This is a genomic window from Amycolatopsis sp. NPDC048633 (assembly GCF_040650695.1).
Lineage (GTDB): Bacteria > Actinomycetota > Actinomycetes > Mycobacteriales > Pseudonocardiaceae > Amycolatopsis.
Genome location: NZ_JBEZHS010000003.1, coordinates 330,506 through 348,428, shown reverse-complemented (window position 1 = coordinate 348,428; position 17,923 = coordinate 330,506). Strand labels below are relative to the sequence as shown.

Genomic DNA, 17,923 nt, shown 5'->3' with positions numbered 1-17,923 from the left:
CACGGCGTCACTAACGCTTTTCGGGGATCAGGCACTTCAGCTGCTCGAGGCTGGTTCCGCGCGACTTCTCAGATGATCCCTGAGCTGGTCCATCAGGTAGACGGCGTCGAAGGCGGCACGCTGCTGCATGGACAGACACCACCGGAGTTCGAGTTCGCTCCAGTCCTGGTCGCCGACCAGACTGATCACCTGCATCCATTCACCACCGCCGGTCTGGTAGTCGACCCAGCTGTAGCCGACTCGCGCCGTGCCGTGGACGGCCTTGTTCCTCGCCTTGATCGCTCTCGCGATGTCGTCGAGATCGGCGTCGTGGTACTCGTGGAGGAAATCGAGGGGAATCAACAATTTCCGGAGCTTGTTCAGCAGCAGGCCGGCCGCGATGTCGACCTTGGCGTTCGGGTCGAGCATCCGAACCATGACCCCCAAGACGGCTTCGACCTCCGCGGCCTGCGCCATGACCAAACCACGCCACCGGTTCAGCTCGGCTTCGGCTCGTTCCTCGTCGGGCCCTTCACCGCACGAACCCTCGATCGTCGAGTCGTCTGCGGAACGGCCTTCGTCATCCAGCCTGTGCCAAGCGACGACACGCTCACCGAACTGCGGCTGCCGCCGCTCGTCCTCCGAGAATTGGAACTCCGCGGGTTCTCCCATGCCGGCCAGTATCGCGGGACCGATGTTCTCTGCGCCACATCTTTGCCAGCCCGCTTGTGACGCCCGTGCTCAACTGATTGAAGTTGTCGGCGCCACAAGTGGCAGATTCCCCACCGCATCTGCCTCTACACAGACAGTGCCGACAGCGCGTCCATCGCCGCGAGGCTTGTGATGGCAGCGCAGGAAACCTACGCACGCCCGATGCGAACCTTGGGGCATACACCCGAGAATTCGTCTCGGCGATGGCAAGTCCGTGGAGATCCTGTGCGCAAGAAATCCGTTCTGGTCGCGATCCTCATCGCGTATTCGACGGCCGCCGCCGCACCGCCCCCGCCGGGGCCCGTCTTCGAGGATGGTCAAGCCCAGCCCGTCTACGAACCGGTCGACATCGCGCGGGAGAAACTGTGGGTGCAAGCGCAGTCGACAGCCACCACGCCGGGTACCGGTAGTTCTCGACGCCAGCGTACAAAAACGGCTACACCGGCGTTGTGAACCACAACGTATCTCCTCGCCCGTGGATTCGCCGTCGCGTTCGCCGACTCGCTCGGCACCGCGCAGTCAACCAACCGCCCCACCGTGGGCGGTCGCGCCGAGATCACCGACGCACCACTTCCTGGCCTAGTCGCCATAACCTGTGAAAGGAAACCATGCGAACAATCACACTCAGCAACGACATCCGGGTCGACCGAAGCTCGGAAACGGTCTACGACTTCGTGACGAACCCCGCGAACTGGGTGGACACCCACCCGGTCACCACGGAAATCCGGGATGCACCCGCCGGCAGTGCCACCGCCGGTAGCCGATGGATCGAGGTGACCGGAGCGGTGGGCAAGCTTGCCGATGGCGACTACGACACCGCATGGCTCGCGACCACGGCAGTACCCGGCCACACCTGGGTGATCGAAACCGACCAGCTGCGGTTCGAAGGCGTCCGCTGCCAGATCGTCTACACGTTCGTCACGGAAGGAACAGGAACCCGCTTCCGCCGTGACATGACGGTCCTGATCGCCGACGAAGCCGACGTCGACCCGGCCTTTGAGAAGGTACTCACCGAGGCCGCCTCCGACCCGGACGTCACGGTCAACGCTGGCTACTTGACCACGGTCAAGACGGCTCTCGAACGCTAGTTACGACAGTTGGAGCGGCCCTCGGCAGGCTTCGTTGATGGCGAGTGGCTCTCACGCTCGCCATCAACGGAGGTACCCGCAGGGCTTCAATCCGCCTCGGCCGCCGCGACCACCGGCTGTTCGACCGTCTTCGTGCGACGAGACGATTCGGTCACCAAGAACACCGAAACGAACGACACCGCCGCCATCAGGGCAAGGTAGAGGGCGATCGCGTTGGCCGTGTGGAATTCGGCGTGGAGCGACGTCGCGATGATGGGCGCCAGCGCGCCGCCTGCCACCGCGCCGATCTGGTAGCCGACCGAGACGCCGGAGTAGCGCACGCGTGCACCGAACATCTCGGAGAACAAGGCGGGGCAAGGGCCATACGTGAGGCTGAAGATGAGCTGAGCCACTACCAAAGCCACCGTGATCAGCACCGCCGAACCGGTGTTCACGAGCCAGAACATCGGGAATCCCCACACCGCGAGCAGCGCAGCACCGCTGAGGAACACCCGGCGCCGGCCGATGCGATCGGACAGCGCCGCGGCCGCCGGGATCGTCAGGCCCGAAGCGACCGCGGACACCAGGACCCCGGTGAGAATCGTGCCGCGTGAGACGGCCAGCACCTGCGTCGCGTACGACAGGATGTAGACCGTGAGCAGGTAGTAGGCGCCACCGTTGATCACGGTCGCGCCGGCGGCCAGCAGGATCTGCTTCGGGTGCGAGCGCAGCAGTTCGAACAGTGGCGCGCGGTGGCTTTCGGCCTCGTCTGCAACAGACACGCTCGTCTCCGAAGCGCGCGATTGCGCATACAGGCCGACCCCGATGAGCAAGACGCTGAGCAGGAACGGGATCCGCCAGCCCCAGGCCAGGAACGCATCCTGGGACACCGTGGCCGACAGCACCAGGAACATCACGTTGGAGATGATCAGCGCGATGGGCACGCCCAGCTGCGCGAAGCTTCCGTAGAACCCACGTTTGCCCTCGGGCGCGCTCTCCGTGACCAGCAGCACCGCACCTCCCCACTGGCCGCCAAGGGCCAGCCCCTGGATCAGACGCAGCACGACCAGCAGGATCGGCGCGGCCACACCGAGAGTGGCGTACGGCGGTAGCAGGCCGATCGCGGTCGTCGCGGCGCCCATGATCATCATGGCGGTCACCAGTGTCGGCTTGCGGCCGAACTTGTCGCCGAAGTGCCCGAAGACGGCCGCGCCCACGGGGCGGATCAGGAAGCCCACGGCGAAGGTGCTGAACGCGAGCAGGGTGCCCGCGACGGAATCAACGGACGGGAAGAAGAGCTTGTTCAACACGAGCGCCGAGGCCGACGCGTAGATGAAGAAGTCGTACCACTCGATGGCGGAACCGGCGACGCTGACGAAGATGTTCATCCTCAGTTGCCGCGCAGTCGGCGGCAGTGAAGGCAGCTGACTCATGGGAACTCCGAAGGTCCGGGGCGGGGAGAGAAGGCGGCGGTCACCTACCAGGCGAGGCGACCACACGGCTGACCTCGATGAGGGTCACGAGGCCTTCGACGACGGCAGTGAGGATCTCTACGGCAGGTGAGCCGATCGGGAGTTCGCCGGCGGCCAAGGCCTGCTGTGCGTGGGGCAAGACGAACTCGGGCTGGCCCACCGTATTCGCGTTCATCTTGTGCAGCACCTGCCGCAGGCTGAGCTGCGCGCGGATGGAGCCCAGCGGGCCCTGCGAAGCGCCGATCACGGCGACCGGTTTCCGATCGAGCACAGGACCGTCGTCGATCGGACGGGAAAGCCAGTCCAGTGCGTTCTTGAGCACGCCGGGCAGGGAGCCGTTGTACTCCGGGGTGGCGATCAGCACCCCGTCGGCGGCGCGGATCCGGCGCCGCAGGTCGGCGACTGCCGGCGGGGCCGGGTGTTCGGTGTCTTCGTTGAACGGCGGGATCGCTGCCAGGTCAAGGAATTCGTCGAAGGTCAGATCCGGCGCGACCTCGGCCGCCGACTTGAGCAGACGAGTGTTCAGGGATTCCTTGCGCAGGCTTCCGGACAGCGCGAGGATCGTCAGGTCCGACACTTTGCCTCCCATAACGGGGTTTAGCCGGCTTCGGGCGCCATCGACCAAAGCTCGGTGAAGGGAACCTCGGTGGCCGTCTCGGCCAGCCAGCCAAGACCGCTTGTGCCGTAGTAGCCGGGCCGGTGGCCGAAGGTGCGCCGGGTGGCCACGAGGTGGAGGTGCTTGTATTCGGCGTAGCCTTCTGCGATCCGCATCAAGGCCTCGCCGCAGGATCGCAGGTCCGCCAGGGCGGGGTCGCCGCTGTAGAAGACCGTGGTCCACGCCTGTTCGATGTCGGGGTGCGACTGGTGGTGCACCTGCGGGTCGCGCTGCAGCACGACATCGGGGACGGGCAGTCCACGTCGGCTCAGCAGCGCCAGCACGTCGTCGTAGATGCTCGGCTCTCCCAGAGTGTCCAGAAGCGCCTTGTGCTCAGCGGGCATCGTCGCCACTGGCTCGGCCAGTTCGGGCGGCCGGATACCGAGGAGAAACACCAGCTCGCGGTACTTCCACGACTGCAATGACGACGACTTGCCGTGCGTAGCACCAAGACCGGCCTTGATCGGCAGGAAGTCACCGACGCTCATCCACTCGAGCGACTTCCACGACGCGTTGAGTCCGGTGAAGTGGTCAGCCGCCCGGCGCAGCGCGGTCACTGCTGCTGCGGTCTCACCATCACGCAAGTGCTGTGCCGCGAACCTCAGCTCGGTGACGACCAGGCCGAAGTAGAGCTCCTGCACCTGGCACACCACGAGGAACGATCGTTCGCCCTCGGTGTCGGTGACCGGTGCTTGCAGGGAGTGCAGGACATCCGCCTTGAGATAGGAGTTGTAGGCGCTCATCTCGCGACCTCCTCGGGAAGCGACAGGAACCTCGCGGCGTTGCCGCCGAGCAACAGTTCACGAGCGGGCTCGGACAAAAACTGCGCCTTGCGCACGACCTGCCCGACCGGTCGCTCGCCGAGCGGGTACGGGTAGTCACTCCCGAGGAGGACGTTCTCCACTCCGAGGACATCGACGAGCAGCCGGAGCGCTGATGGATCGAACACCACGGAGTCGACGGAGAACCGGCCGAGGTAGCTCGACGGCGGTTGCTCGGAAACCCCGACGAGGTCCTGCCGCTCGTACCAGGCGTTCTCGAGCCGTCCAAGCCAGAAGGCGAAGGACCCGCCGCCATGCGCGAAGCAGATTTTCAGGGTGTCGGGCACCTTGTCGAACGCGCCGCCCAGGATCATCGCCAGCAGGGACAGGTGCGTCTCCGCCGGCATCCCGGTCAGCCATTGCGCCATCCAGCGATTCAGCCGCGGCGAGTTCGGCATGTCCCACGGGTGCACGAACACCGGCACCCCGGTGGACGCGCAGTGCTGCAGGAAGGTGACGATGCCAGCGTCGTCGAGGTCACGGTCGCCCACGTGGTTCCCGATCTCCACACCTCGGTGGCCCGCGGCGAGGCACCGTTCCAGCTCCGCACACGCCAGATCGGGGTCCTGCAGCGGAACCTGGCAGAACGGCACGAGCCGTCCGCCTGCCGGCTCACAGATCTCCAGTGCCAGGTCGTTGAAGACCTTGGCGATCCGTACCCCGTCGGCCGGAGTGCGATCGTAGGAGAAGAACACCGGCGTTGGCGAGACCACTTGCACGTCGACCTCGTCTTCGGCCATCTCCTCCAACCGTGTCTCGGCGTCCCAGCAGTTGGCGAGGATCCGCCGGAACTCACTCGACCCGACCATGATCGTCGCTTCGCGCTCGCTCTCGAGCCGCAGCCACGGGGCAGTCCCATCTTCGCCGAGCCGTGGCCAGCCTCGGGGAACGTAGTGCGTGTGGACGTCGACGACCCGAGCCATCAGGCGGACCTGCCGGGGTGCACGGTGCCGCAGTTCGGACACTTGCGCACGGTCTCGTCGGTGTAGAACTGCTCGAACACGGGCGGCAGATCCGCGACGATGTCACGCACCTGAAGTTCGACCTCGTGCACGAGGTGCTCGCACTCCAGGCAGTACCACTGGAACTTCTCCAGCGTGCCCTCTTCACGCACGCGCTCGATCACGACGCCGATCGAACCGGCGGTGGGTCGCTGCGGCGAATGCGGCACATTGCCCGGCAGCAGCCACATGTCACCCTCACGCACGTGCACGGTCTTGAGGCCGCCGTCAGTCACGACGTTCACGTGCATGTCGCCCTTGACCTGGTAGAACCACTCCTCGTAGGGGTCGACGTGGAAGTCGGTCCGCTGGTTCGGCCCACCCACGACCTGCACGATGAAGTCGCCGGTCGTCTCCCACATCTGCTTGTTGTTCACCGGCGGCTTGAGGAGGTGCTGATGGTCTTCGACCCACTTCGCGAAGTTGAAGACGGGGTTGATGTCGGTCATGGCGATCAGTTCCCTCCGGTGGTTTGACGAGGCACGTACGCGACAGCCTGGATTTCGATGAGCAGGTGCGGGTGCGGCAGCTGGTGCACGGCGACGGTGGTGCGCGCCGGGCCCGATTCGTCGAAGTAGCGCCCGTAGACTTCGTTGTAGCCGCCGAAGTCGTTCATGTTCACCAGGAAGCTGGTGACCTGGACGACATCCGCGAGGGTCGCTCCGGCGGAGCCGAGGATGTCGCCGATGTTGTCGAGAACGGCAGCAGTCTGCGCGCGGATGTCGAGGGAGGTCGTGCCGAACTCGTCAGCCTCTGCTCCGGCAAACGTGTTGTCCGGTCGGCGGCTGCTCGTACCGGACACGAACACGAGGTCACCCGCACGTTTCACGTGCGGGAACCGGCCCCTCGGCGTCGCCTTGCCCTCGACGGTCACAGCTTCAGTCATCACTACCTCCCTGATCGGTGACGGAGAACCGCGCCCGGCCGAGGCCGGATACGGTGGCGCACACCTGCGTGCCTGCTTGCAGGGCCACGGCAGCAGTCGCCGCCCCGGCGAGCAGCACGGTCCCCGCGGGCAGCGGGATTCCGTGCTGGTGCGCCATCCGTGCGGCCGCGGTCAGCGCCCGCAGCGGGTCACCGAGGATCGCGGCGGTCGAGCCTGCTCCGGCGAGCCGACCGTCGACCTCCAGGAGGACACCTCGGTTGCCCAGGTCGGCATCGAGCCGACGCCATGGCCCCAGCACTACAGCGGCGGCAGACGTGTTGTCGGCGACGACGTCGGCAAGGGAGAACCGGAAGTCGCGGTAGCGCGAATCGATGACCTCGATCGCGGGCGCAACGGCCTCGACGGCCTCCGTCCCCGGGATTTCTCCCTCCGCGATGTCGCGGCCGAGCCGGAACGCGACCTCGGGTTCGGCCCTGGGGTGGACGAACGCGGCGAGATCGAGCTCGTCGCCGTCGGCGAACACCATGCCCGACGTGAGCCGTCCGACGATCACATCGTCGACACCCATCTGAACTGCCTTCGCCCTGCTGGTGAAACCCAGCTTCACCCCGAAGTCGCGCTCACCCCGTCCGAGCCGCAGTTCGACCAGCGCGCGCTGCACGGCGTAAGCGTCCTCGAGTGAGATGTCGCGCTCGGCCGACAGCTGAGCGCACGGTGTTCGTGTCCTCGCTGCTTCGTCGAGCCGCGCCGCGAAGTCGTCGATCACGGTCATGCCGTCGCCGCCTCGCGGTCACGGCCGGCCAGCAGGTCGAGCGCGACGTCGACGAGCATGTCCTCCTGGCCACCGACCAGGCCGCGGCGCCCCGCTTCGAGGAGGATTGCACGGACATCGAGCCCGTAGCGGCCGGCGGCGCGTTCGGCGTGCAGCAGGAAGCTCGAGTAGACGCCGGCGTACCCGAGCGTCAGCGTCTCCCGGTCGACGCGGACTGGACGCGTCTGAAGCGGGCGCACGAGATCTTCGGCTGCATCCTGGAGGGCGAACAGGTCGCACCCGTGGTCCCAGCCGAGCAGGTCGGCGACCGCCACGAACGCCTCGATCGGTGTGTTGCCGGCACCAGCGCCCTGACCGGCGAGAGAGGCGTCGACCCGGTACACGCCGTGGTCGACAGCGGTGACGCTGTTGGCCACCGACAAGGACAGGTTCTCGTGGGCGTGGATGCCGATCTGGGTTGCCGGGTCGAGGACCTCGCGGTACGCGTCGATGCGGGCTGCGACGTCGCGCATGGTCAGACGTCCGCCGGAGTCGGTCACGTACACGCAGTGCGCGCCGGCCTGTTCCATCACCTTCGCCTGCTCGGCGAGCCCGGCCGGGTCGTTCATGTGGCTCAGCATCAGGAACCCGGCCACGTCCATCCCGTTGTCGCGGGCCCAGCCGATGTGCTGGATCGCGATGTCGGCTTCGGTGCAGTGGGTCGCGATCCGGACGCTGGCCACGCCCAGGTCCCGTGCGGCGCGCAGGTCGTCGATGGTGCCGACGCCCGGCAGCAAGAGCGTGGTGAGCTTGGCCCGGTCGACCACTTCGGCGGCGGCGGCGATCCAGTCGGCGTCGGTGGCCGCGCCGTGGCCGTAGTTCACGCTCGAGCCGGCCAAGCCGTCGCCGTGCGCGACCTCGATGGCACCCACTCCCGCGGCGTCCAGCGCGGCGGCTATCCGGCGTACCTGGTCGACGGTGTAGCGGTGCCCGACCGCGTGCATGCCGTCCCGCAGCGTCACGTCCTGGACGTAGATCCCTTCGGTCATCGGATCGCCCCTTCCACGGGCACACGCACGAGTCGCTCGGCGGTCCGCAGGGCGGCCGAGGTCATGATGTCGAGGTTCCCGGCGTATTCGGGCAGGTAGTGCCCTGCGCCGGACACCTCGAGGAAGACGGACACCTTCACACCGCGGAAGGCACGCCCGAGCGCCGGCAAGAACGGCTCGTCGACCCGGTCGAACTGGACGCGTTGCTTGAGCCGGTAGCCCGGCACGTAACCCAGTACCCGCGCGACCATCTCCTCCACCGACGCACCGACGGCCTCCTCGTCCACTTCGGACTGGTCGAGCAGGCAGAAGACGGTGTCGCGCATGGTGATCGGCGGGTCGGCCGGGTTCAGCACGATGATGGCCTTGCCACGGTCTGCTCCGCCGACCGTCTCCAGAGCCCTGGCGGTCGTCTCGGTGAACTCGTCGATGTTCGCGCGGGTACCCGGGCCGGCAGACTTCGCCGAAATCGTCGCGATGATCTCGGCGTAAGCCACCGGGGCCACCGCCGACACCGCGGCCACGATCGGCGTCGTCGCCTGGCCGCCGCAGGTGACCATGTTGACGTTCCTCGCGTCAAGGTGGTCTTCGAGGTTGACTGTCGGCACCACGTACGGACCGATGGCCGCGGGCGTCAGGTCCACCAGTTGCTTGCCGTGCGCGCTGAGAACCTCGTTGTTGTACCGGTGCGCGCCGGCGGAAGTCGCGTCGAACACCAGGCGGATGTCCGCGAACTCAGGCAGAACGATCAGCCCCTCCACGCCGTCGTGCGACGTCGCGACACCGAGCCGGCGCGCCCTTGTCAGGCCGTCCGAGGCGGCATCGATCCCCGCCATCGCGGTGATCTCGAGCTCACTGGAGAGCCGTTTGACCTTGAACATGAGGTCGGTACCGATGTTGCCCGACCCGATGATCGCCACCGGAGTGCTCATGATCGTTCTTTCCCTTCAGCCGGCCCTGCGGTGAAGCTCACGCGGACCTCTCCGATGTCTTCGAACCGGGCCAGGTAGGTTCCCGCCCCGGCGACGGGCACCATCGGCCCCCATGCGCCGGCGAGAACGACTTCCCCGGCCCGCAGCGGCTCGCCGCGGCTCGCGACTTCGCGCGCCAGCCAGGCGACGGCACACGCGGGCGAGCCCAGGCAGGCAGCGCCGACACCGGTCGAGATCGGCTCGCCTCCGTGCTCCAGCACCATGCCCAGTCCTGACAGGTCCACCGCGGACAGTTTCCGTGGTCGTGTCCCCAGTACCAGTGCACCACTGGAGGCGTTGTCTGCAACGGTGTCGGTGATCCGGATGTCCCAGTCCGACACTCGCGAGTCGACGATCTCGATGGCCGGAAGTACGAAGTCCGTGGCACGGAGCACATCCACGATCGTTGCCGCCGCAGGTAGGCCCGCCCCGAGCACGAAGGCCACCTCACCTTCCACCCGCGGCTGGCAGAATCGGCCGATCGGGATCTCCGCACGGTCGCCGAAGACCATGTCGTCGAGCAGTACGCCGAAGTCGGGTCGGTCCACGCCAAGTTGAAGCTGCACCGCCTCGGAGGTCAATCCGATCTTGCGGCCCACAACGCGCCGCCCGTTCGCGATCTTGCGGGCGACGATCCGGCGCTGCACCTCGTAGGCGGCATCGATGTCGTCCTCGCCGAGCACATCGCGCACTGGCACCACGGGGACCCGGTCGTGCTCGGCCCGGGCTAAGCGCTCGACTGCCGCCTCGATTCCCGCGTTCACAGCGCCACACAGACGTTGGTGGGCTCGGTGTAGAAGTGCAGCGAGTGCACTCCGCCTTCGCGGCCGATACCCGAGAGCCCCACGCCGCCGAAAGGCGAGCGCAGGTCGCGCAGGTACCAGGTGTTCACCCATGACATACCGACACGCAGCGCGCCTGCGACCCGGTGGCCGCGTTCGAGGTCGGTGGTCCACACGGAGCCGGCCAGGCCGTAGTCGCTGTCGTTGGCCAGCCGGATCGCCTCGTCCTCCGTGTCGAAGGGCACCAGCGCCGCGACCGGGCCGAAGATTTCTTCCCGCAGCGTCCGGTGTGAGTTGTCCAGTCCGGTCCACAGTGCGGGGCGCACCCACGCTCCACCTTCGAACTCGGGCCCGAGGTCGGGGATGCCGCCGCCCGCGAGAAGTTTCGCTCCTTCTTGCTCTGCCAGCTCGTAGTAGGAGAGCACCTTCTGCCGGTGCTGACGGGAGATCAGAGGTCCCGTCGTCGTCTCCGGATCGGAAGGCTTTCCGAAGCGCAGGGCGTCCGCATGTTCGGCCAGTCCGGCGGCCACCTCGTCGAACACCCCGCGCTGCACGTAGATCCGCTCGGTGCACAGACAGATCTGGCCGGTGTTCGTGAAGGTCGAACGCGCGAGACCCGCCACAGCTCTGCCGAGATCGGCGTCGTCGAACACCACGGCCGCGTTCTTGCCGCCGAGCTCGAAGGACACCGGCAGCACACGTGGCGCCACCGCCTGCATGATCGCCGAACCCGTGCGGGACTCCCCGGTAAAGGTGACGGCGTCGATTCCGGGATGGCTCGTGAGGAACTCCCCCGCGGAACCAGGTCCGAAACCGTGGATGACGTTGTAGACGCCGTCGGGCGCCCCGGCCTCGGTGATGATCTCCGCGAGGAGCGTCGCACTCGACGGCGTCTCCTCGGACGGCTTGACCACGACCGCATTCCCGGCGGCGAGGGCGGGCGCGACCTTCCAGGTCAGCAGGAGCAGCGGCAAGTTCCACGGCACGATCACCCCGACGACCCCGAGCGGCTTGCGGATCGCGTAGTTCAACGCACGTCCGGCGGGGCTCTCGGAAAGGAACGAGTCGAGGCCGGCCCCAGCGACGGTGTCCGCGGCGGCACGGAAGTTCGCCGCGGCCCGGGACACGTCGAGACGGCGGGCGAGGTCGAATGGCTTGCCGGTGTCGGCGACCTCCGCGGCGAGCAGGTCATCGAACCGCTCGTCGATGCGGTCGGCGATTCGGCGCAGCACGGCGACACGATCCGCGTCCGAAGTACGACCCCAAGCTCCGTCGAGCGCCACACGGCCGGCACGGACAGCTCGGTCGACCACCGCTTGGTCGGCCTCCTCGACCCGGGCGACGACCGTCCCGTCGACCGGGCTGACGTTGTCGAACAGGTCGCCCCCACCGGCGGTGAACTGCCCGCCGACGAAGCTCCTGAGCACCGTGATGTCCTTCATGTCCGCCTTCCCGGTCCCCGATTGGGTCTGCCCCTATCGTCGCCACCTGTAGCTATGCCTGACAAATGCCAATACGTTGAGTTGGTATGCTCATATGGCTATGCTGCTGTTCGGAGCACAGGGAGGCCGAATGGCATCGACCGAGCCACCGCGGCTTCTGGACGGCCGGATGAAGTTCCGGCACCTCGTGCTGCTCGACGCCATCGCACGGCGCGGCACGATCGTCGGAGCGGCCGCCGAGCTGCACGTGACGCAGCCAGTAGCCACGCGCGGCCTGCGCGAGCTGGAGGAGATCCTCGAGGTCGAGTTGTTCGAACGCGGCCCGCGGGGGCTCACGCCGACCGTCTACGGCGAAGCGTTCACCGAACACGCGCGCGCGATCCTCGCGCAAACCCGCCAGGCCGCCCGCCACGTGGCCGAGCTGGCGGGTGCCGAACGCGGCACCGTCGTCGTCGGCACCCACTTGTTCGGCTCGAACGTATTGCTACCGCGCGCCATAGCCGCGTTGAAGGCCGAGCGGCCACGCCTCACCGTGGCCGTGCGCGACGGCACCCCCGAGTCACTGGTGGTCGAGCTAAGCGCGGGACGGCTCGACTTGATCGTCGGGCGGCTCACGCAGATCTCCGACGAAGGATTTCTCCGCCGGAAGCTCTACGACGAGTCGGTGGTGCTGGTGGTGCGCGAGTCGCATCCGCTCGCCGGCGAGGACGTCGTGGATCTCGCGACGCTCGCCGGCTACCCGTGGATCCTGCCCGGCCCGGAGACGGCGTTGCGGCGAGAGCTGGAGGACCTCTTCCACAGCAACGACGTTCCGATGCCGGTCGACCGTGTCGAGGCGACGTCGTTTCTCACCGTGCGCCAGCTGCTGCGCGACACCGACATGGTGGTTGCTCTGCCTCGGATGATCACCGAGGAAGACCCCGGCATCGTGTGCCTGCCGCTGTCGCTCGAACCCATCGGCCACAGTGTCGGCATCACACTGTCGGCGTCCCGCACACCCACTCCATCGGCACAGGCTCTGATCGACAAGCTCGTGGCCGAGGCCGGCGAAGTGAACCGCGGGCTCACCCCCGACTCGGGCGGCCCTGCCTGACCAGCTGCTCACCGAGGTCGTGGTACTGCGACTTGTGCCAGACGAGTGGCACCAGGTCCTCGCGCGCAGTGGAACCGTATTCCAGCGATTCACCTACGAAGATCGTGTGATCGCCACCGTCGTAAGCTGCCCACTTGCGGCACACGAACCACGCGAGGGCGCCGCCGACAGTGGGGCATCCGTGCTGCCAGTCCATTTCGACGTCGAGCGCCACGCTCCACGGTTGCCGAGCGTAGAAATCGGCGATCACCCCTTGGTCTTGTCCCATGATGCTCAGCCCGAAGAGACCGTCGGTCCCTCGCAGCAGCTCGTGCATGCGCCCCGGCTTGTTCACGCTCACCGCGCACAACGCCGGGTCCAGCGACACGGAGGCGAACGAGCTCGCCGTCATCCCGTGGACGCCATCCCCGTCGACGACGGTCACCACCGAGACACCGCTCGGGAAGTGCCGCAGCGCCTTGCGGAAGTTCAGTGCCCGGGGGTCGCTGGGCGCATACGTGCTACGTGGTGTTCCCACAGGACGTCCTCCTCGTTCGGCCGCGTCACCCCCACGACCAGCGGCGATGATCCACCTATCGTCGCTGGTAGGGCCATGTCCGTCCAATGCCGATCCGGGCTCCTGCCATACCCGTACGGATATACACCTGGATTGCGAGCAACAAGCCAGCACGCGGCGCTCGGTCGTACCTGAAGCAGCGAACCACGGGTGCCCCCGATCACGACATGGGTCATCGTGTGCACCCGCGGTCTCGCACATGGCTGGACCGTCAGTCCCGACCAGCCTCGACGATCTTTTCGGCGAGGCCCCGAGGGTTGCTGAACATGACCTCATGACTGCCAGGCATCTGCACCAACCGATGCAGTCCAAGGCGGCCGGACATCCGCGGATGCCAGCCCCACTCACCAGGCGGCAGTGCGGTGTCTTCGGTGCCGTTGAGGTACGACTTCGCGATTTCTAGTCCAGCGAAGCGCGAGAAGTCCATCCGGTCCATCAACGGCTGGAGAGGTTCCGAAGAGAGCGACTCGTAGGTGCGCTGGGCCAGTTCGAGATCTGAGTCCTGGATGAACGCCTCCCGCCAGATCGAGAACGGCAACGTGACAGTGTTGTCAGCCGAAGCTGCCGCGAGGGTGGAAAACATCTCTTGGTAGTGCGGGGGAAGGTCTTCGAACATGCTCTTTCCCGGCCGGGGTACGAACGCGTTCCAGAAGATCAGCCGCCGGAGCCGCTCGGGAATCTCTTCGGCAACACGAGCGATCACCGTGCCGCCGAAGCTGTGCCCCAGCAGGACCACATCGGCGAGTTCACGCTCGACGACGTAGTCCACAATGGAGGCAACACAGTCGTCGTGACTGACGTCCTTGGGGACGTCTTTCCCGTGGCCCGCCACGGTGGGCGCGTAAGCCGTGTGACCGAGTTCCTGGAGCCGTTCCACGACCGCGCCCCAGTGGTCACCGTCGTGCCAGGATCCGTGCACGAGAACAAAGACTGTCATAGCACCTACCTTCTGCCGATGATGGCGTAAAGCTAGGCACCTAGTCAGAACGGGTCTATCCGGACAGCGCGGTCGCTGGCCGGAAAGCGCGGTGAACAGCTGACTGTGTCGCCCGCGCAGGTGGCGACGGCCTCCCCAGCTCCGTCAGCGAGATGCTCTCAGCACCTCGCTCGGCGACCGGCCGAACTCCCGCCGGTACTCGGCGGAGAACCGGCCCAGATTGCCAAAACCCCACCGGTGTGCCACGGATGCCACCGTCACGCCTTCCTCGACAGCGGCCTGCCTCAGGTCGGCGTGCGCACGATCGAGACGGACCGACTTCAGGTACGCCATGGGCGTCGTGTCCAAATACCTGCGGAAGGACTCCTGGAGGGCACGGGCGCTCAGCCGCGCGGCAGCCGCGATGTCAGTGATCCGGATGTCCTCGGCTGCTGTGCCCTCGATGTACGCGATCGCCCGGCGAACCGCAGCCGGCCTGACTTCGCCACCTGATCGCGACTCAGAAGTACGGGCGACAGCGGTGTAGGCCTCGAGAATGCTCGCCACCACCACCCTGATCAGCTGCCCGCGCACCAACGGCGCCGACGTCAGGAGCCCGCTGGGCAGTGCGTCGCGAGTCAGGAAACGTGTCACCTGGTCCAAGGCCGTCAACCCCGTGGCCGAGGGGAGGCGGTCCAACGGGAAGTGGGTCTTGACGGATTCGGTCGTCCCATTGATCTCCGCCGCACTGGTCTCGAATTCATCCCGAGCCAAACGCAGGGTGAGCAGCAGGCAGTCGTCTTGCCAACGCATGCGGTAAGCGGTGTGCGAGTCCAGCGCCAGGGCGTCGCCCGGCGACACCACCCGTTCCCCGTCATCGGAGCGGACTGCGAACCGCCCGCGAATCGGCCGCGAGACGAGAACGAAGTCGTCGAACGGGACCGGATCCAGAACCGTGACGCCGGTCCCGTAGGACAGGTAGTACACCCCGAGCTCGCTCGTGCCGCCCACGGAATGACGTGCCCGGAAGGTCGTGAGACCATCGCCGACCGTGAGCCGATGAGGACAGTACGTCGGGGTGATCTGGAGTACGGCCTCGTCTGGATCACGCGTGTCGGTCTCGACGCTGACGCCGGTGGCCATCCCCACCTCAGCTCAGGACCCGAGCACAGACGTCACCGAACCTCCGACCGTCAGCACATCCGACCATCCAGCCCACCTCTGACCTGGGAAGACTGCGGCTTCCGCAGCCCGACACTGCCACGCGTGGCGAGGCTACACACCTATATTGACAGCTGGCAAGATTATGCAACTCGCGACCAGGTCAGGCTTGCGTGAGGTTGCGATAGGCCGCCCGCCGGAGTCATCGACTTCGGGAGGTCACTTGTTGACGGAGCCGATAGTTCACTCGAACCAGGAACCCTCCGGCCAGCTCATGCGAGCACCTTCGAGTCAACTTCAATCGCCACCTACCTTGCGCGGACGTCCGCCGCCGGCTCCTTGACCGGGCCTCGCCGCAGCCCACTGCTCGATCTCGGTCCGGCGATCGGGTGACCACCCGGGTGTCCGGCCGATGACGACGTCAGGCTCAGGGAAGGAATGACTGCTGGAGTAGCGGGAGCGCCAGTTCGCCACGGCGCGATGGCCGACGCCGAACCACGTGCCGATCTCGACCATGTCGGCGTAGCGGAAGGTCGTGTCCGCCGGGGCGGCGGGGCCGTCCGCGATCTGCCGCTCGCCTTGCTCCACCCGGTGAAATTAGCAGGAACGGCCAGGTAGGGCCGGTATTCGGGCCTCGTGGCGCGTCGATGGCGTCGGATCAGAGCCTCTTGATGAAGTCGAGGGCGTGCACCCCCGCGGTCAGGCCGTCAACCTGCTTCAGAAACTCCGCTCGCCCACGGCGCGCCTCCTCGAACCAGCGCGGGTGAGCGAGGGTGTCGCCGACGTACAGGATCACGCCGGAGCCGAGTCCCCAGAGCAGGCTGTTGACCGCAGCAGCGGCAACGGCCAGTTCGTCGGTATCCGCACCGAACCACAGCATGTCCGCCGGGTCGAGGCCGCGGCTGCGGATGATCTGGGCAGCCGCACGGAAGAGCCCACCGGTGCCGACGGTGTCGTCGCAGAACGACTGACCCGCCTTGAGGTCGTCGAGCGCGACGGCGGTCAGCGCGCACGCGATGTCTCCCGGCGTGTACATCTGCGCGTTGACCTTCGTTGCCGTCCGCGAGCGCAGAGCTCCAAGAACCGGACCGAACAGGTCGCAGTCAAACCGGCGCTCAGTGGCGACCAACTTGAGTGCACCGGCGTTCAGCGCGGCGTCAGCGGTCCGTCTGATCCGCTGGCGCGTCGGGTCGTCGAGGTTCGCGAACAGCCAGCGGAGCAGCGGGTGCACCCACAGCGTCAAGTCCGGCCGACGCGTCAACGTGACGGCCCAGACCCGCCGAGCGATCTCGACGAAGTCATCCGGCGACGCCGAGATCATCCCCTCAGCCGACCGACTGCGATCATCGACCAGCAGTCCGGCCGCCGCGATCGTCGCGACAACCCCCATCGGCACATCGGTGCGACCCGGCCCACCGTCTTTGTGCCAGGCCGACGCGATGTCGACAGCGATCTTCAGCGCCTGAGCCTCCGCGTTGATCGGCCCGCTCGTGACCGACCCGCCGGCTCGATGTTTGCCACACGCCATCCCTGAGCCTCCCATCATATTCCTTGTTGACTTAGTACTCGATGTTTACTTACCGTAAACCACGAGCACCAAGTACACAAGGTTTGAGGAGTGAGTCCCGATGACGCCGGACCCGGCCAGCTGGTCTCCCCCGCAGCCCCGCGAACTGCCCGCGCTGCGCAAGCACCTCGCCGACTACCTGATGACGTGGCCGGCGCAGCTCTCGGTCGCGGACGCGCTGCGCAGCGGACGCGGAACGCTCCGGCCGATCACCAGTCCCGAAGCCGGAGCCGACCTGCTGTTGGCCGACGAGCACCAGCGGCTGAGCGGCGCGCAGCTGTTCTACGTCACCTCCGACATCACTCGGCTGGTGCGCCAGGCCGCGCCGAGCCTGCGCGACAGGTGGGACATCCAGCCCCACGACCTTCCGGCATCGACCGGTTTCATACTCTTCGCCGAGCCGATGGCCGAGTACGTCCGCGAGGACGGCAAGCGCATCGACATCGTCGCGGTCTCCTGGGCGGGACCGAGTTGGTCGCGTCCGACACCGGAGGGCTGTGGGTGACGTTCTGGAGCGTCACCGACTTCGCGGCGCTCAAGCGCCTCGCCCGTTCTTTGGGCGCGAGCGCGGCCGAGGCGGAAGTAACGGCCCGCCAGCAGCACGCCGAGCTGACGTGGGACAACGAGCTCTACATGCCTTGGGGCTCGACATCGGTCACCGTCGCACCGAGTCCGGACGGCCAGGTGATCGACCCGGCGAGCATCGCGGCTGCGGAGACCACGATCGGCTGGCTGCAGACGGTGCACGCGGGCTGGATCTTCTGCACGCCCAACACCCTGACCGAGACCACCGAGGAACACCTTCCCCGGACGCAGCGCGTCCGCGCCGAGCGAGCTGGTTACCGCGCTTCGCCGGTCAGAGTGGTGTCTGTGAGCCGGAGATCCTCTCCAACGGCTGCTCGGCGTGAGGATGAGCCCTCAGGCCGCAGGGTCGGCATCCGCTTCCCGGTGGCGCCGTTCATCCGGCGCCAGGCGTACGGACCCGGGCGGCAGCTACGCAGGCTGACGCCGGTCGCGGGACATTGACGTGGACCTGTCGACGC

At 67.0% G+C, this 17,923-nt stretch carries 22 protein-coding genes; 5 read left to right on the top strand and 17 right to left on the bottom strand.

Annotation, left to right across the window (positions count from 1 at the left end; genetic code table 11):
• Positions 1-36: 36 nt before the first annotated feature.
• A complete protein-coding gene (locus tag AB0C38_RS10315) occupies positions 37-651 on the bottom strand; it encodes a hypothetical protein (RefSeq protein ID WP_360669664.1) in 615 nt (204 codons plus the stop codon).
• A gap of 264 nt (positions 652-915) precedes the next feature.
• On the opposite strand from AB0C38_RS10315, the gene AB0C38_RS10310 reads away from it, so the two are divergent.
• On the top strand, positions 916-1,143 hold the full coding sequence (locus AB0C38_RS10310; protein WP_360669660.1) for a hypothetical protein: 228 nt from the start codon (positions 916-918) through the stop codon (positions 1,141-1,143).
• A 242-nt stretch (positions 1,144-1,385) separates the two neighbouring features.
• A complete protein-coding gene (locus tag AB0C38_RS10305) occupies positions 1,386-1,778 on the top strand; it encodes a hypothetical protein (protein ID WP_360669656.1) in 393 nt (130 codons plus the stop codon).
• A gap of 86 nt (positions 1,779-1,864) precedes the next feature.
• Here AB0C38_RS10305 and AB0C38_RS10300 read toward each other — a convergent pair whose 3' ends face one another.
• From AB0C38_RS10300 to AB0C38_RS10250, 11 genes are read right to left on the bottom strand one after another with little or no spacing between them, the layout of a single operon-like run.
• Entirely contained in the window at positions 1,865-3,190 is a 1,326-nt protein-coding gene (locus AB0C38_RS10300; RefSeq protein ID WP_360669653.1) for an MFS transporter, read from the bottom strand.
• Positions 3,191-3,230: 40 nt separating this feature from the next.
• Entirely contained in the window at positions 3,231-3,806 is a 576-nt protein-coding gene (locus AB0C38_RS10295; RefSeq protein ID WP_360669650.1) for an NAD(P)H-dependent oxidoreductase, read from the bottom strand.
• A 20-nt stretch (positions 3,807-3,826) separates the two neighbouring features.
• Positions 3,827-4,627, bottom strand: a complete 801-nt coding sequence (locus AB0C38_RS10290) for a tryptophan 2,3-dioxygenase family protein (protein WP_360669647.1) — start codon at positions 4,625-4,627, stop codon at positions 3,827-3,829.
• Positions 4,624-5,628 (bottom strand): amidohydrolase family protein, encoded by a 1,005-nt coding sequence (locus tag AB0C38_RS10285; protein WP_360669644.1) that lies wholly within the window; start codon positions 5,626-5,628, stop codon positions 4,624-4,626. The genes AB0C38_RS10290 and AB0C38_RS10285 overlap by 4 nt, the downstream gene beginning before the upstream one ends.
• Positions 5,628-6,155 (bottom strand): 3-hydroxyanthranilate 3,4-dioxygenase, encoded by a 528-nt coding sequence (locus AB0C38_RS10280; protein ID WP_360669641.1) that lies wholly within the window; start codon positions 6,153-6,155, stop codon positions 5,628-5,630. The genes AB0C38_RS10285 and AB0C38_RS10280 overlap by 1 nt, the downstream gene beginning before the upstream one ends.
• Positions 6,156-6,160: 5 nt before the next feature.
• Positions 6,161-6,592: a RidA family protein gene (locus tag AB0C38_RS10275; protein WP_360669638.1), complete on the bottom strand. Its 432-nt coding sequence runs from the start codon at positions 6,590-6,592 to the stop codon at positions 6,161-6,163.
• Positions 6,585-7,364, bottom strand: a complete 780-nt coding sequence (locus AB0C38_RS10270; protein WP_360669635.1) for a fumarylacetoacetate hydrolase family protein — start codon at positions 7,362-7,364, stop codon at positions 6,585-6,587. The genes AB0C38_RS10275 and AB0C38_RS10270 overlap by 8 nt, the downstream gene beginning before the upstream one ends.
• Entirely contained in the window at positions 7,361-8,392 is a 1,032-nt protein-coding gene (gene dmpG, locus AB0C38_RS10265; RefSeq protein ID WP_360669632.1) for a 4-hydroxy-2-oxovalerate aldolase, read from the bottom strand. Before dmpG ends, AB0C38_RS10270 begins: the two co-directional genes overlap by 4 nt.
• Positions 8,389-9,324 carry an acetaldehyde dehydrogenase (acetylating) gene (locus AB0C38_RS10260; RefSeq protein WP_360669629.1) on the bottom strand — a complete coding sequence of 312 codons (936 nt, stop codon included), beginning with the start codon at positions 9,322-9,324 and terminating at the stop codon, positions 8,389-8,391. Before AB0C38_RS10260 ends, dmpG begins: the two co-directional genes overlap by 4 nt.
• Positions 9,321-10,127, bottom strand: a complete 807-nt coding sequence (locus AB0C38_RS10255; RefSeq protein WP_360669626.1) for a fumarylacetoacetate hydrolase family protein — start codon at positions 10,125-10,127, stop codon at positions 9,321-9,323. The genes AB0C38_RS10260 and AB0C38_RS10255 overlap by 4 nt, the downstream gene beginning before the upstream one ends.
• Positions 10,124-11,587, bottom strand: coding sequence for a 2-hydroxymuconic semialdehyde dehydrogenase (locus tag AB0C38_RS10250; RefSeq protein WP_360669623.1), 1,464 nt, complete (start codon positions 11,585-11,587; stop codon positions 10,124-10,126). Before AB0C38_RS10250 ends, AB0C38_RS10255 begins: the two co-directional genes overlap by 4 nt.
• A 130-nt stretch (positions 11,588-11,717) precedes the next feature.
• Here AB0C38_RS10250 and AB0C38_RS10245 point away from each other — a divergent pair, with 130 nt between their 5' ends.
• Positions 11,718-12,680 (top strand): LysR substrate-binding domain-containing protein, encoded by a 963-nt coding sequence (locus AB0C38_RS10245; protein ID WP_360669620.1) that lies wholly within the window; start codon positions 11,718-11,720, stop codon positions 12,678-12,680.
• On the opposite strand, the gene AB0C38_RS10240 is transcribed toward AB0C38_RS10245, so the two are convergent.
• The 5 genes from AB0C38_RS10240 to AB0C38_RS10220 form a co-directional block, all read right to left on the bottom strand.
• Positions 12,652-13,437, bottom strand: a complete 786-nt coding sequence (locus AB0C38_RS10240; protein ID WP_360669617.1) for a flavin reductase family protein — start codon at positions 13,435-13,437, stop codon at positions 12,652-12,654. The two genes, AB0C38_RS10245 and AB0C38_RS10240, sit on opposite strands and share 29 nt — an antisense overlap.
• Before the next feature lie 10 nt (positions 13,438-13,447).
• A complete protein-coding gene (locus AB0C38_RS10235; protein WP_360669614.1) occupies positions 13,448-14,173 on the bottom strand; it encodes an alpha/beta fold hydrolase in 726 nt (241 codons plus the stop codon).
• Positions 14,174-14,317: 144 nt separating this feature from the next.
• Positions 14,318-15,295, bottom strand: coding sequence for an AraC family transcriptional regulator (locus AB0C38_RS10230; RefSeq protein WP_360669611.1), 978 nt, complete (start codon positions 15,293-15,295; stop codon positions 14,318-14,320).
• Positions 15,296-15,610: 315 nt separating this feature from the next.
• Positions 15,611-15,901: a hypothetical protein gene (locus AB0C38_RS10225; RefSeq protein ID WP_360669608.1), complete on the bottom strand. Its 291-nt coding sequence runs from the start codon at positions 15,899-15,901 to the stop codon at positions 15,611-15,613.
• Between the two features lie 70 nt (positions 15,902-15,971).
• Positions 15,972-16,841 carry an N-6 DNA methylase gene (locus tag AB0C38_RS10220; protein WP_360669606.1) on the bottom strand — a complete coding sequence of 290 codons (870 nt, stop codon included), beginning with the start codon at positions 16,839-16,841 and terminating at the stop codon, positions 15,972-15,974.
• A gap of 100 nt (positions 16,842-16,941) precedes the next feature.
• On the opposite strand from AB0C38_RS10220, the gene AB0C38_RS10215 reads away from it, so the two are divergent.
• On the top strand, positions 16,942-17,385 hold the full coding sequence (locus AB0C38_RS10215; RefSeq protein ID WP_360669603.1) for a hypothetical protein: 444 nt from the start codon (positions 16,942-16,944) through the stop codon (positions 17,383-17,385).
• On the top strand, positions 17,382-17,906 hold the full coding sequence (locus AB0C38_RS10210; protein ID WP_360669600.1) for a hypothetical protein: 525 nt from the start codon (positions 17,382-17,384) through the stop codon (positions 17,904-17,906). The genes AB0C38_RS10215 and AB0C38_RS10210 overlap by 4 nt, the downstream gene beginning before the upstream one ends.
• The last annotated feature ends 17 nt before the right edge of the window (positions 17,907-17,923 follow it).

Bases quoted from the DNA above. Each gene is read 5' to 3' on its own strand.
- AB0C38_RS10230 (WP_360669611.1), bottom strand. From the start codon at position 15,295: ATGGCCACCGGCGTCAGCGTCGAGACCGACACGCGTGATCCAGACGAG.
- AB0C38_RS10270 (WP_360669635.1), bottom strand. From the start codon at position 7,364: ATGACCGTGATCGACGACTTCGCGGCGCGGCTCGACGAAGCAGCGAGG.
- AB0C38_RS10250 (WP_360669623.1), bottom strand. From the start codon at position 11,587: ATGAAGGACATCACGGTGCTCAGGAGCTTCGTCGGCGGGCAGTTCACC.
- AB0C38_RS10235 (WP_360669614.1), bottom strand. From the start codon at position 14,173: ATGACAGTCTTTGTTCTCGTGCACGGATCCTGGCACGACGGTGACCAC.
- AB0C38_RS10280 (WP_360669641.1), bottom strand. From the start codon at position 6,155: ATGACCGACATCAACCCCGTCTTCAACTTCGCGAAGTGGGTCGAAGAC.
- AB0C38_RS10240 (WP_360669617.1), bottom strand. From the start codon at position 13,437: ATGTGCGAGACCGCGGGTGCACACGATGACCCATGTCGTGATCGGGGG.
- AB0C38_RS10300 (WP_360669653.1), bottom strand. From the start codon at position 3,190: ATGAGTCAGCTGCCTTCACTGCCGCCGACTGCGCGGCAACTGAGGATG.
- AB0C38_RS10290 (WP_360669647.1), bottom strand. From the start codon at position 4,627: ATGAGCGCCTACAACTCCTATCTCAAGGCGGATGTCCTGCACTCCCTG.
- AB0C38_RS10275 (WP_360669638.1), bottom strand. From the start codon at position 6,592: ATGACTGAAGCTGTGACCGTCGAGGGCAAGGCGACGCCGAGGGGCCGG.
- AB0C38_RS10220 (WP_360669606.1), bottom strand. From the start codon at position 16,841: ATGGCGTGTGGCAAACATCGAGCCGGCGGGTCGGTCACGAGCGGGCCG.
- dmpG (WP_360669632.1), bottom strand. From the start codon at position 8,392: ATGACCGAAGGGATCTACGTCCAGGACGTGACGCTGCGGGACGGCATG.
- AB0C38_RS10245 (WP_360669620.1), top strand. From the start codon at position 11,718: ATGGCATCGACCGAGCCACCGCGGCTTCTGGACGGCCGGATGAAGTTC.
- AB0C38_RS10215 (WP_360669603.1), top strand. From the start codon at position 16,942: ATGACGCCGGACCCGGCCAGCTGGTCTCCCCCGCAGCCCCGCGAACTG.
- AB0C38_RS10315 (WP_360669664.1), bottom strand. From the start codon at position 651: ATGGGAGAACCCGCGGAGTTCCAATTCTCGGAGGACGAGCGGCGGCAG.
- AB0C38_RS10260 (WP_360669629.1), bottom strand. From the start codon at position 9,324: ATGAGCACTCCGGTGGCGATCATCGGGTCGGGCAACATCGGTACCGAC.
- AB0C38_RS10285 (WP_360669644.1), bottom strand. From the start codon at position 5,628: ATGGCTCGGGTCGTCGACGTCCACACGCACTACGTTCCCCGAGGCTGG.